Origin of the sequence: Exiguobacterium sp. s191 (genome assembly GCF_018618955.1) — a bacterium.
Lineage (GTDB): Bacteria > Bacillota > Bacilli > Exiguobacteriales > Exiguobacteriaceae > Exiguobacterium_A > Exiguobacterium_A abrahamii.
The window spans coordinates 1,527,459-1,541,210 of record NZ_JACSNC010000001.1; the positions used below are offsets into that span (position 1 = coordinate 1,527,459).

Genomic DNA, 13,752 nt, shown 5'->3' on the forward strand with positions numbered 1-13,752 from the left:
TCTAATTTCCCATTCTTATTTCATCCCAAGCATCTTCTTCAATTTGACGAAGAACCCTTTTTGCGGTTGTTCATTTAAATCAAGCAGTGGTACAGATTCGCCAAGAATCCGGCGAGCAATGTTCCGGTAGCCGAGTCCAGCCCGGTTATCCGGATTCATCGTCACAGGCACACCACGGTGGGAAGCGGCGATGACTTCTTCATCATCGATGATCAGACCAAGTAGATCAATCGAAAGGATACGCATGATCTCATCGATGTCGAGCATGTCACCTGATGCCATCATGTGTGAACGCACCCGGTTGATGACGAGTTTCGGAACGATGTTACGTTCTGAGCGCTCGAGCATCCCGATGATCCGGTCCGCATCTTGAACGGCTGCTTTTTCCGGTGTCGTCACGACGACGGCTTCATCCGCTCCAGCGATTGCATTCATGAAGCCTTGTTCGATTCCGGCAGGGCAATCGATCAAGACGAAGTCGTATTCGAGTTTCAGTGTATCGATGATTGCCTTCACCTGTTCGGGTGTGACGGAGGACTTATCCTTTGATTGAGCAGCAGGCAACAGATACATCTCTTCAAAACGTTTATCGCGGACGAGTGCTTGGTGCAATTTACATTGCCCTGTCACGACGTCAACGATGTTATAGATACTCCGGTTATCGAGACCAAGCACGATATCCAGATTACGTAACCCGATATCCGTATCAACGAGGCAAACGGAATGTCCCATCAATGCAAGTGCTGTTCCGATGTTTGCAGTCGTCGTTGTCTTTCCGACGCCACCTTTACCGGATGTGACGACGATGGCGCGTCCCATGTTCGTCTTTGCCTCCATATGTACCTGTTCTTTCACTTGTTCCATATCCGTCACCCTCTTTCACTATCAATCGCAAACTGATCCATCCGCGCGAGCGGAACGGTTTGAAGGCGGGAGAATTCCACCCCGTCTTCGCCTAAAAATGCACAACCCATATCGAGAGCAGGAATCGGTGCGTCGTCCGGTTCTTCGTGGACGGTGCCAGCGACTGCGACCCATTTCGGTTGCAATATACTCGCAGCGATGACGGCTTCCGTATTGCCACCTTTACCTGCATGAACGGTACCACGTAAAGCACCGAGACAATAGATACTTCCTGTCGCATGGACGACCGCACCCGGATTGATATCTCCGATGATGACGATCGATCCTTCGACGTCTAATACGTGCCCACTGCGTGCCGTTCCACCGAAGTAATGAAACGTTCGCTCTCCGTACAAGGCTTTTGCCTCGTCCTTCGTAATGCACTCACTATCATAGCCTTTGAAAGAGAAGGAATCATGTCGCGCGACGATAGATTCGACGGCCGTCAACACCCCTTCATCGACATAACGTCGACCGAAGAAGAAGGTGATCGGTACGGCGCGTCCGTTCTCGACGGATTTGTCCGCAAGCGTCAACTCTAAATCGTCAAGAAATTCATCCACACTGCACCTTTCATTCACATAGACGGCGAGGCCACCACGATGACCTTTCATCGTTACATAACGTTTACGCTCAATCATGACTCATCCTCTTTTCTCGTCAAGGGTCGACTGCACGAGTCGGGTCATCGGATAATACAGGATGATGATCCCGATCAGCTGCGCAACCAGACTCCTTGGAATGATCTGTGTCGCAAGTTCCTGGAAGGAGACTCCGACACCCACGACCGAAGCCGTGAAGAAATATATATCGAGCTCATACAAAATGGCACTGAACGTGAACGTGACAAGAATCGTCAATACGTTCTCCTTTACATATTTTAGCACGAAGCTACTAAAAAGCGGAATGGCGGATAACGCAAATAAGTAAATGCCGATGATATCCGAGTACACGAAATCATACAGCAATCCGAAAACGAGTCCGAATCCGAGTGCCTGTTCAAGTTTTCCGTACCGACCGAGGAACATCAGACCGATCAATGTCGCATGGATGACGTACGGCGAACCATCTCCGAGTGGTCCCGCGAACAACGTCCCTTCTAAGATAAAAAGAAGGAACACGGCGAAAAACAACTTAACGTTATTCACGAGTGTCCCCTCCCTTATCGGTCTCAGCGAAAGGTTCCTTCGCTTCGCGCTCAATCACGAAGACATGACCGAACTGTTCGAAGTCTGCTGCCGGTTTGACGTATGCGATTTTTGAAGCCCCATACTGATCGGCTTTCACTTCCTCGATTTTTCCGATGACAATTCCGCTCGGATACTTTCCACCGAGACCGGACGTCGTGACGGTCTGCCCTTTTTTCAGCTTCGCATCATTCGGAATTTTCGTGAACTTGAGTAATTTCGTCTCTTCATCAAAGCCTTCGATCGTACCGAAGACTCCTTTTCCTTTCGTGTCATCTGCCGTTGCCGAGACGTTATTCGTCCGACTTGTATCTGACATCAACTGCACGAGGGATGTATAAGCACTCGCCTGGATGACGCGACCGATCAGTCCATCTGCTGTTACGACGGCCATGTTCGCCTTGACTCCTTTTTGTTCGCCGATGTTAATCGTGACGAACCGTTGCCATTCGGACGATGTCCGACCGATCATCTCTGCCGGTAACAATTTGTAGTCGCGAATCGATCCGTTCAGGTCGAGCATGTCTTTCAATTCTTTATTCTCACGTTCAAGATCACGGACTTTGACGGCATTGCCGGCATAGTCACTTAAGCGTGATTTCAAGTGTTCGTTCTCTTTGTACACGTCACGCACTTCTTTAATCGAAGTGACCGTATCATCAATCCAGCCAATCGGTGTCGCGAAAAGGCGTTGACCGACGCCCACGGTATCACGCACGAAGCTTTGATACCAGTGGGATTGGTTACGCCCTTGTAGCGAAATCCCGATCAAGATCACCAAAAGGAGAAAACTAAGGAGTGTGATGAGCAGTTTTCGATTATTTAAAAATCGCTTCATCGCTCATCCCGTCCTTATCTTTTTTGCGAGATGCCTGATTTCGAACGAAGAACATTCATCATCTCGAGTGATTTTCCTGTACCAATTGCGACGCAATCGAGTGCATTTTCTGCAACGAGTGTCAAAATACGTGTTTCGTCTTCGATGACAGCGTCGAGGTTCTTCAAGAGTGCCCCACCGCCTGTCAAGACGATTCCGCGGTCCATGACGTCTGCTGATAATTCAGGAGGCGTCTGCTCAAGCGTGTGCTTGACACCTGCAAGAATCGCTTCAACTGTATCCGAGAGTGCGTCACAAATTTCCGCACTTGTGACTTCGATCTGTTTCGGAAGACCTGTGACAAGGTCACGTCCACGGATTTCCATCGTTTCATTTTCTGATTCTTCATCGATGCGAGCGTAACCGATCGTCATTTTCAACGTCTCAGCTGTCCGCTCCCCGATCATCAAGTTGTACTTCGATTTGATGTAACGAATGATCGACTCATCCATCTCATCACCACCGACACGGATCGATTGGCTCGTGACGATACCACCGAGTGAGATGACAGCAACTTCTGTCGTACCACCACCGATATCGACGACCATCGAGCCTGTTGGTTCTGAAACCGGAAGACCAGCTCCGATTGCTGCTGCGAATGGTTCTTCGATCGTGTACGCTTCACGCGCACCTGCAAGTTTCGCTGCATCTTCGACCGCACGTTTTTCGACCGATGTGATACCACTTGGTACACAGATCATGACGTTCGTCTTAGAAGAGAACAAGCCTTTTTTCTTCGAAGCTTGATCCATGAAATATTTGATCATCGTAGCGGTTGTTTCATAATCCGCGATAACCCCGTCTTTCATCGGGCGTCGTGCAGTCACGTTACCCGGCGTACGACCGATCATGTTTTTTGCCGCGTTACCGACAGCTTCGATTTTCCCTGTATCCGTACGGAAGGCGACGACGGACGGTTCGCGGACGACGATTCCTTGCCCCTTTACATACACAAGCGTGTTAGCCGTACCTAAGTCAATGCCGATTTCACGGCTGAATGATCCAAACATTATTCAAAAAACCCCTCTCTGAGAATACACTTCACTAATTATAACGGAAAAGCCTTCATTGGAAAGCGTTAAAACGTTACAGCTTGTTTACAGTTCGCCTTAGAAAACACACAAAAAAACGTCTGACGGAAAGAATCAAAGCTTTCCCTTCAGACGTTATTCTTACATAAATCCGCGCTGTTTCATACTAATAAATTGCCCATGCCCGATGATGATGTGGTCAAGACAACTGATTCCAATGAGTCGTCCCACCTCAACAAGTCGCTCGGATACCTCGATATCTTCGCGACTTGGCGTCGAGTCACCGGACGGATGATTGTGGACGGCAATGAAGTTCGCAGCCGAGCAGCGAATCGCTTCCCGGAAGACGTCTCGCGGGTAGACGATTGACGTGTTCAATCCTCCAATGAATAACGTCTTTTTCCGATGAATAACGTCTTTTTTTGAGACGATTTTGTTTTTTAAGATTCAAATAAATATAGTAAATTTGCAAAAAAAGTAAACTTTTTAACATGTAAATCATCTTAATATTAAAGCGCATCTATAATTAAAAAAAGAACCTCCTCAAAGGAAGTTCGTAATTTCAAAATTTTTTTAATAATAAAATATTATTTAATTAATAACTCTGCAATAAGAATTAGAATAGGAACAACAATGGCAATATATACTCCCCACTGTGTATGCTTTAAGCCTGAAGCATTTCGTAATTCACTTGCGATAACAACTTTAACATCATTTTCGGAAAGAGAATTGTCTTTGATTTCATTTAATCTATTCATAGTAGAAGTTTGAGATTCAGTTAATTTTACGTTCAATCGTGATTCCATATCTTTAATAGCACCTAACATCTGATTCATAGAAGAGTCAATTTTAGATTCGAGTCTCTCTTCAATGCCTTGTAATTTTAATTCTGTAATCTCTTTATGCTTTTCGATTTCGTGTTCTAATTTATCGATTCGCTTATCTACCATAATTGAATCACTTCCTTCTTTTAAAGGTTGATAGGCTTCACTTGGGTTTTTATTTAATGAGTCGTACCTTTGAGGGTTCAATAATAGTTCTTGTAAATACATTATAGCACTCTCTGCAGATTTATGTTCAACATCTAGTTCACCTGTAAAAAGTTCTACATTTTCTTCCGATTCAATCTCTTGATCAATAGATTTATCTGGTTCATACTCTTTATCTATGTAATACACGTTACCATTTTTATTAGGAATCATTTATTCATCCTCCAGCTTAATTGACAATCTAGCTGCAACCGAGCTGAGAATCACGTTACTCTCTATAAGTTTTTCATCTATTTTCATTAGTTCTTTATTAATTGAGTCAATTAATTCTCGATCTTTAAATACAGCTTCAAACCGCAGTACAAGATTAGTATTTTTTTCAAAATTGAGATCAGCTATTTCTGCCGTCAATTCAAAACCTCTCACAGTCTTAGATTCAACGGCTTCTGGAATCGAAGTAGAGAAAATACGTTTCAAACTATTATCATCCTCCGTAGAAGTAAAAAGGCTAAATCTAATATCATCTGCTGATTTTAAAATATTACCTCTCACACCAAATGAAAAAGTAATATTAAAATCTTTTTTACCTCGCTGAGTAGATTGTATTTGTGGTACTACATAAGGAATTTCTTTGTCGCCATTGTGAACCTTTAAAATCGGGAGCGTAGAAAGCATTCCATGCATAATTTGGACAGTAGAATATCCGTACTTTTTTTCCAACATTTCTTTAATAATCTGTGATCTATTCATTTTCAATAACCTCCATTAAAATTCAATGATTTAAAGAAAATTTACTTTAAACTATTTAGCTTACTTCAATTATTAATAATTCCTTAACCATTTTTTCTTTATTTGCACCTTCTAAACAACAAAAGCTTAATGACAAATTTAGTGACGAACCAAGCTTTATTTTCTCATATAAACAAACTCTAAGGATTCGAGTTTTATGATTGTTATAATAACTTCTCTTAATAAAAAGAACGATCTCTTTTTTGTCGATTTCTTTTCATTATAAAACAATATTTTTTTGAGATTCTCATAATTGCTTTTTACTAAGTGAAGATTGTATTTCTTCTTTTTGATATATTGTTTTTATTTTCAAATTTCTTTAAGGATTACTACAAGAATCACTACTCTTAAACATTTATAATTTTTTGGGGACTATCCTTAAAATATCAATGTATTTGATTCCGATGTTTTCATGTAATATTGTGTGAATCCATTTGAGTTTGCAGAAACTTCAAGGTTATCGAAGTTATTTGGTTTTCATCGAACATTTAAATTTAATTAGTGGATATTCAAGCTTATTTTCCTTTTCTCCATATAATTAAACTAATAATATATACATGTTTTGTGAATAAATGAAAATAAATCAGTTATCAAGCACCTTCTTTATATATCATTATTTAAAACTCAAGATTTTTTTGTTCATTCATCATACTTATCCCTTTCAATTCAGTAATTTCATAATAATCCCTTATTAACAAACATTCCATCTATTTTTATACATCTTTGTTGAATAAAATAGCAAAAAAGACTATTGCTTGTCTTTTTCATTTTTATATTTCCTTAATAAATCTATATAGTCCAGTCGATAACAATCTTGTAATCAGTCCAGATCATCCCATAACATATAAGCTTAAATCTGTTGACGGAAATAAGATAATGCCCAAAAATATACCGACCATCGTTGCAACAACTGGAATATATTTAACTTTTACAGGTTCTAACACTGTAACAGTAAATAAATCTTTTGATAAAAAAATATCTATCTAGAGTGACTTTTGATTAAATTTCTTTCGAATTGATAATACATATCCCATTATTAAGCTTAGTTTTATCATTATTTCCAATCAATCACTTGAAGATTGTCCATACGAAAGGAATTAATGAAATTCCCAATCTCCTATAATATTCATCTTTAGATGTCCATAGGATTTATCGTAGTATCTATGTTCCCTTTCCAAATGGTCGAGGATTTTAATAGTGTCAGTGAATGAGCTTTAAAACGAACTTCTGAATTCGATTCAATATGAAGGTGTGATGGTAACAATATATTTACCAACAGAACAATATTCAGCAGCATTTACTCTTTTGGAGGAACTTCTTTTCTTTTTACACAAATCTTTTTACACAAAATGCTTGTTTACAGTTCGCCTTAGAAAACACACAAAAAAAACGTCTGACGGAAAGAATCGAATCTTTCCCTTCAAACGTTATTCTTACATAAATCCGCGCTGTTTCATACTAATAAATTGTCCATGCCCGATGATGATGTGGTCAAGACAACTGATTCCAATGAGTCGTCCCGCCTCAACAAGTCGCTCTGATACCTCGATATCTTCCCGACTTGGCGTCGGGTCACCGGACGGATGATTGTGGACGGCAATGAAGTTCGCAGCCGAGCAGCGAATCGCTTCCCGGAAGACGTCTCGCGGGTGGACGATCGACGTGTTCAATCCTCCGATGAATAACGTCTTTTTCGAGACGACCTCATTTTTCGTATTCAAATACAGGCAGATGAAATGTTCCTGCTGATAGAGGCGCATCTCTTCTAACAACAGTTCGGCTGCGTCTTCCGGTGAGCGGATCGTCGGCCGCACCCATTTCGGTTCCGTGACGAGCCGCCGACCGAGTTCTAGTCCAGCCATGATTTGTAGTGCCTTCGCCTTCCCGACACCCGGTGCTTTTTCGAGTCCACCAACTCCGGCCGCCTCGAGTTCAATCAACGAAGGATAGATGTGCAGTAATTCTTCCGCGATTTCAAGTGGTGTCCGGTCGCGCGTCCCACTTCGGACGAGACACGCCAGCAACTCGACTGTCGTCGCTTGTGCCAAGCCTTTCAACTGAACCATATCCTTCGGCCATTCAATCACAGCATCCGACCTCTCTGTTTCAGAATTACGCAAACATCGGCTTGATCGCAAAGGACGCGAGACGTTTTGTGATCTCGTGGATCGGCAGTCCGACGACATTATAGTAATCGCCCTCGATCGCCTCGACGAACAGACCACCCATCGCTTGGATGCCATAACCACCCGCTTTATCATAGGGCTCGTTCGTAGAAATATAGCCTTCGACCCAATCGGTTGGCAATGAACCAAAACGGACGTGCGTCGTCACGTCGAACGTCTCTTCCTTCTCCCCGAAGCGAATCGTCACCCCTGTCACGACTTCATGAGCGCGTCCTGACAGACGAGCAAGCATCGCCCGCGCTTCAGAAATATCCGCCGGCTTCTCAAGAATCATGTCATCGATCGCGACGACCGTATCAGCAGCCAGAATGACACCATCTGCTGTAATCGCTCGCGCTTTCTTTTGAGATAGATGACGGACGTACTCGTGTGGTGTCATCGGGTACGGCGCTTCTTCGACGACATTCGCTGGTACGACTTCATGAGGAATGCCGATTTGTTGTAGGAGCTCCGTCCGCCGTGGTGAAGCCGACGCGAGAATCAAGTGTGGTTGCGTTATCATCAGTATCACGTTCTTTCCCGTTAATTTCGAATCGGATAATTCGAGTCATCGTTTAGTCTAACAAAAAACAAGCGGTCCCTAACAGAGTAGGAACCGCCAAATGAACCTTAATTTCCTGTCACATCGACAAATGGATCCGACTTCGGTGTCTTCTCCTCGAGTGGCGTTTGTTTATCCGGCGTCAACTTCGTCAAATCCGGACGATAATACGACTCGATCTCGACTGTGAATGAGAGCATCTCATCCTCAAGTAAGACTGTTCCACTGCCTGGACCCGGCTCTTCCGGTCCCGACAACTGGATTTGGCGTAAGACCGTGATTCGATCCGTCCGCTCGATTTGCTTCAGGAATGCCATTAATTCAACATACGACGGGGCTTCGACTGTTAGTGATGCCGGAAGCGGTGTTGCATTCGCTGTGGTCGTTCCCGTCGTTGCAGATGAAGCTGCAACTGCCTGATCAGACTCCGTCGCCATCGCTCCGTCAACAGCAGGTGTTGAGGTCACCGGTGACTGTGGTGCTGTCTCTGTCGCCTGACCAAACGTGATCGACTGGACTTTGACACCAGCAATCTGACTCGATGCGTTGATCGCATCGATGACATCATCGTTCGATGCCGTCACCGGGACTTTTTGTTGGAGAAAACTCGACTCAGCGACGTCGACTTTCTGCTCGTTCGCTTTCGCTTGTTCGAGTACCATCTGTTCCCGCTTCAGCGTCGCTTCTTTTTCTTGCAACATTTGGTGTGTCGTATAGGTCGTATAACCGAAGTAACCAACCGCACCGAGGACGATCAAGATCGTTAGACCGAGGAGGATGAAGCTACTATAACGTTTCAATTGTCCGTCACCTCCTCGATTTCAGTCGTTACATTCGGATCAGTCGTCTCCGTCGTATCGGTCTCAGGAGTCGCTTCCGTCGAGCCATCCGTTTCCGATTCAGACGGCTGATCTTCTTTTGGTACTTCCAGATCAGCCTCGTTCGTCTCACCTTTGACGACTTCCGTCGGGTTGACGTTTAACGAGAATTGTCCGATATAACGGGGTTCTTCTGATTTGGCATCGTCAGACGGTGTAATTTCCGTCGTCGGGACTTCTTGTCCGGTCGTCGGATCAACCGTCGTTGTCGTGACGACGTCGGCCTTTTCGTTCATCGTTCGTGTCGTCACACTCGTAAGATTCGTTCCTGAGAAGACTTTATCCGTCAGTAACTCGCGATAAAAATCGTTCAGTTCATCAAGTGTCTCGAACTGGGTCGTCATCGTCACGGCATGATCTGCACCGTACGCAAATTGAAGAATGTAACCGCGTTCCGGGAGATAACGGGTAATCCGCTCAAGTGTTGGTACAGCAGGACGAGGCGTCGTCTCAAGTCCTTCGACCGTCTGTTTAAGTTGTGCAACTTCTTGTTTCGCCGATTGATCCGATTCCGACTGCAGCTGACGAACGATCTGGATTTGATCATTCGTCGATTCGACGCGATCCGCGAATTGATCGGTTTGCCAGTAGAGATAGCCACCGGCGAGTCCCCCGAACAATAAGAGGATCAATGAAGCGACGAGTGGGTACTTCGGTGCTTCATCGTTTTCGGGTAACAAGTTGATGCGGTCTTTTCGCGGTGAAGCAAGACCAGCAAGCGGTAAGTAGGCTCGTGGAATCGACTGTCCGTCGATCGTCATCATGTCAGGAATCTCATCAAGGTTTAAATCGAAGTTCGACCGGAAACGCGTCGCCAGTTCATCTCGGAACGGGAAGTCGCCGGCAAGGACGACGTTCGTGATTTCCCGTCCTTCGCGCGCGAGCGAAAAGCGATAGAAATCGAGCACTCGTGAGAACTCGAGCAACATCTCGTCTAAGACGAGTTCAACCGTCGGATCATCCGAACGGTAACGATAATGCAATTGATCATCGATGACATCAACATCCCACGCGTCAGCCGCAAACGTATCAACGGAGCGAATCAGACGCGGCACGTGATCTTCGATGATGATCAACTGGTGGTTCGTTGCATTCGCATTCCAGATCAATAATGTATCGGCTTCTGTCGTGACCGGATGATGGGCTTCGATCCCGAAATAGGTCGCGAGTGGTTGAGGTTCAGCTGCGACCAGTCGTAAATGCTTTTGTTTGAACAGTTGCGTATATTGCTTCAGCGCCTCGTTTGGCGCGGCATAGAGCATGATTTCTCGCTTGCCGTCTTCTTCCAGAACCGTGTAATCAAAATACGGTTCTTCAAACGGCAAGACGATACTATGTCCAATTTCCATGAATAAGTAACCGCGGATTTGATTCGTCTCGATCGTCTCCGGGATATCAAGTTTCCGAGCGAGAACGAGTGAACCATCGAGTGCCAGCACCGCTTGCGAGCCACGTGGTACTTTCAGCTTCGTCAGTAACCCGTCAAAGATGAAATCAAGCGAGGCTTCGGGTTGCAACCAGCCTCCTTGCAGTGTTCCCGGCGGCAGCGCGACGACTGCCTGGCGCTTGATGACGCCTTTTTTGACGACTGCACCGAAAATTGCGACATCGGTGAAATTAAAGTAGATATATGTACCTTTACGCCGTTGCGCCATATGTACGTTCTTCCTTTCTTAAAGCAGTAAATCGAGGTACCACGATACCCAATCATCCGCAAAATAATATGTCAGTAAGGTCCCGACGGCAATCGACGGGACGAAGGGAATTGGTTGTTTCCGTTTCACGCGTCCGAGTCCAAGTAACGTTAAACCAAGAACGGAACCGACGAATGCCGAGACGAACAAGGCAATGACGACGTGAAGCGGTCCAAGGAAGATTCCGAGCAGTCCGAACAGCTTGACATCCCCTGCTCCCATACCACGCCGGGAAGCAAGAAAGATGACAAACAATAGAACGAACCCGACGATTCCACCAATAATTGGATTATACCAGTTTTCGAGTGGAGAAAGGTAGCGCACAATCAAGGCAATCGGTAAAAAGATCAGCAAAATTTTATTCGGGATCAGCATGTAGGCTAAGTCCGACATCGTCAGGATGAACAGTAGGCTTGTCAGGACGAGCGTCAATGCGAGTTCCATCGACCAGCCGAACTGCCAGAAGGCATAGGCATAGAGGATTCCTCCGAGTAATTCAAGCGCTGGATACTTGATTGAGATCGGTTGTCCGCAAGAGCGGCATTTGCCGCCAAGCAGTGCATAGCCGAGTACTGGCGTCAGTTCGAGCGGTCCTAAGACATGTCCACACGTCGGACAATGAGAGCGCGGATGAACGATCGACTCCCCGACCGGAACGCGCAGACCGACGACGTTCGTAAACGACGTGATGAGTAAGCCTAATAAGAAAAAATAAACCGTGAAGACGATCGTCATGACACGACCTCCCTTTCAAAAAAGTTCAGAAAAAAACCCCCGAGGAGGGGGTGGTAATTATTACTTTTCTTTTACTCCACTGCGCTTTAATGCTGAAGGAGCTGAAGCACTAAAATAAGTATAATCTGTTGATTTACTAGTTAACGTGACTGCATATGTGTATGAACCATTTTTCTCAGTGACAACTACATATGAATCTTTATAGTCTGCATCAGAGTTCAATGCATCCTTCATATCATCAATATACTTTTTCAAAGAGTCTGTGCGTGGTGCTGCTGCAGTACCTTTAGTAACATCGTTAGCCACGATAGCGTCGTTATTGTCATTAACCCCAACTTTTACTGTTTCACCAGGCTGAACAGGATTCGAAGATGTATAAAGTTTTGCTGCAGCTACTAATTGCTTCGCATCCGAAACAACTGCATCCTTACGTGAGTTCTCGATCAATCCACCGATTGCGACGACAGCGATTGCTGCAATGATTCCTAAGATAACGACGACGACAAGTAACTCGATCAATGTCAGTCCGCGCTCATCGCGCATTTGTTTTGCATCTAACCATATTTCTTTTAACCGTTCTACCATTTCATTATGCCTCCCTAGTACTTTTTGACTGTTCTTGGCTAGTAGGTAATACTATCCAGACGAATACTATTATAGTAGCACCATATTTTTTGTAGATTATGCCTTTTTTTCACAACAGGTAAATGTTTTTACAATTGTCAACTTGCTTGGATATCTGAGTAAATTTTAAACATTGGTACGACGACAGCAATGACGATGACACCAACGATTGCTGCTAAGACAACAATCAAGAGTGGTTCAATAATCGACTTTAATCGGTCTGTCGTCGTCTCGACTTCCGTCTCATAGAAGTTCGCGACTTCTGTCAACATAGTATCAAGACGCCCAGATTCTTCTCCAATCGCAATCATCTGTGTGACGAGCGGTGGAAAATATTTGTTTTTCTCAAGCGGCTCATGCATCGGAATTCCGCGTGACATCGCTTCATTGGCGCCGGCGATCCCCTTTCGGATGATCCGATTCGTGACGATGCGTTCCGTAATGTCGAGCGATGCCAGGATCGGGACCGAAGCGTTCAACAATACCGATAGTCCACGTGTCATCAAGGCGATTTGTGATTTTTGAATCAATGGACCAAAGACTGGAATCATCAACAAGAAGCGATCAAAGAATAAGCGTTGACGTTCGTTTTTTAAATTGAAATACAGTAATCCAATCAATCCGAATGCAATCAACAGCATCACCCACCAATAAGCGACGAAGAAGTCGGATACGGCGACGACGAGCTTCGTGATCAACGGTAGTTCACTACCGAGCTGATCGAAAATTGACGCAAACGTCGGCACGACATTCATCATCAAGAAGACGACGACGCCAACGGCAACGAGTGAAACGACCGCTGGGTAGATCAATGCCGAGATGACCTTCCGTTTGATTTCATATTGTTTCTCAAGTTGAGTGACGATGTTATCGAGTGCTTCCTCAAGATTACCACTCGCCTCTCCCGCCATCGCCATACTGACGAAGAATGTATCAAAGACACGTGGGTGTTTTTCGATTGCTTGTGAAAACTGGATCCCACTCCGCAAGTCATCTTCGACCTCAACGAGTGCGCGTTCGAGTGGTTTCGACTCCGTCTGCTTTCGGAGAATTTCCGTCGCTTTGACGATCGAAACACCGGACCGCACGAGGGTCGCGAACTGACGCGCATACATGACGAGATGTTCGATTTTCGGTTTGGCACTGAGGAATGTAATCTCGGTGTTCAACCCTTTTGATTCTTGTTTTTCAAGCGAAGTGACAGCAATCTGATCCGTCCGCAACCGTTCTGCAGCTTCTCGTTTCGTCAGTGCTGTAATCTTGCCTTTCTTTCGTTTGCCGGCAATCGTCCGACCTTCATAAATGAATACTGCCATGT

General features: G+C 44.9%; 14 protein-coding genes and 1 pseudogene. All 15 read right to left on the reverse strand.

Annotated elements, in window-relative coordinates; translation table 11 throughout:
* Positions 1–15 precede the first annotated feature (15 nt).
* The gene (gene minD / locus KNQ09_RS08220) at positions 16–819 is read right to left on the reverse strand and encodes a septum site-determining protein MinD (RefSeq protein ID WP_029342255.1); all 804 of its coding nucleotides are present in this window, start codon (positions 817–819) and stop codon (positions 16–18) included.
* A gap of 50 nt (positions 820–869) precedes the next feature.
* Entirely contained in the window at positions 870–1,544 is a 675-nt protein-coding gene (locus KNQ09_RS08225) for a septum site-determining protein MinC (protein WP_214858095.1), read from the reverse strand.
* Between the two features lie 3 nt (positions 1,545–1,547).
* Entirely contained in the window at positions 1,548–2,051 is a 504-nt protein-coding gene (mreD, locus tag KNQ09_RS08230) for a rod shape-determining protein MreD (protein ID WP_023468949.1), read from the reverse strand.
* On the reverse strand, positions 2,044–2,928 hold the full coding sequence (gene mreC / locus KNQ09_RS08235; RefSeq protein ID WP_058703839.1) for a rod shape-determining protein MreC: 885 nt from the start codon (positions 2,926–2,928) through the stop codon (positions 2,044–2,046). Before mreC ends, mreD begins: the two co-directional genes overlap by 8 nt.
* 14 nt (positions 2,929–2,942) lie before the next feature.
* Entirely contained in the window at positions 2,943–3,977 is a 1,035-nt protein-coding gene (locus KNQ09_RS08240; protein ID WP_029342258.1) for a rod shape-determining protein, read from the reverse strand.
* A 162-nt stretch (positions 3,978–4,139) separates the two neighbouring features.
* A pseudogene (locus KNQ09_RS08245) lies at positions 4,140–4,424 on the reverse strand (JAB domain-containing protein); the annotation flags it as partial.
* A 161-nt stretch (positions 4,425–4,585) separates the two neighbouring features.
* A complete protein-coding gene (locus KNQ09_RS08250) occupies positions 4,586–5,200 on the reverse strand; it encodes a hypothetical protein (protein ID WP_214858097.1) in 615 nt (204 codons plus the stop codon).
* A complete protein-coding gene (locus KNQ09_RS08255; protein WP_214858099.1) occupies positions 5,201–5,737 on the reverse strand; it encodes a hypothetical protein in 537 nt (178 codons plus the stop codon).
* Between the two features lie 1,472 nt (positions 5,738–7,209).
* A complete protein-coding gene (radC, locus tag KNQ09_RS08260; protein ID WP_050677672.1) occupies positions 7,210–7,842 on the reverse strand; it encodes a RadC family protein in 633 nt (210 codons plus the stop codon).
* A 46-nt stretch (positions 7,843–7,888) separates the two neighbouring features.
* Positions 7,889–8,464, reverse strand: coding sequence for a Maf family protein (locus KNQ09_RS08265; RefSeq protein ID WP_214858101.1), 576 nt, complete (start codon positions 8,462–8,464; stop codon positions 7,889–7,891).
* A 107-nt stretch (positions 8,465–8,571) separates the two neighbouring features.
* A complete protein-coding gene (locus tag KNQ09_RS08270; protein WP_214858103.1) occupies positions 8,572–9,303 on the reverse strand; it encodes a YfgM family protein in 732 nt (243 codons plus the stop codon).
* Entirely contained in the window at positions 9,300–11,036 is a 1,737-nt protein-coding gene (locus tag KNQ09_RS08275) for a type IV pilus biogenesis protein PilM (protein WP_214858104.1), read from the reverse strand. Before KNQ09_RS08275 ends, KNQ09_RS08270 begins: the two co-directional genes overlap by 4 nt.
* Positions 11,037–11,054: 18 nt before the next feature.
* A complete protein-coding gene (locus KNQ09_RS08280; RefSeq protein WP_029342263.1) occupies positions 11,055–11,810 on the reverse strand; it encodes a prepilin peptidase in 756 nt (251 codons plus the stop codon).
* Positions 11,811–11,870: 60 nt separating this feature from the next.
* Positions 11,871–12,395, reverse strand: a complete 525-nt coding sequence (locus tag KNQ09_RS08285; protein WP_029342264.1) for a type II secretion system protein — start codon at positions 12,393–12,395, stop codon at positions 11,871–11,873.
* A 137-nt stretch (positions 12,396–12,532) separates the two neighbouring features.
* Positions 12,533–13,750, reverse strand: a complete 1,218-nt coding sequence (locus tag KNQ09_RS08290; RefSeq protein ID WP_214858106.1) for a type II secretion system F family protein — start codon at positions 13,748–13,750, stop codon at positions 12,533–12,535.
* Positions 13,751–13,752 lie beyond the last annotated feature (2 nt).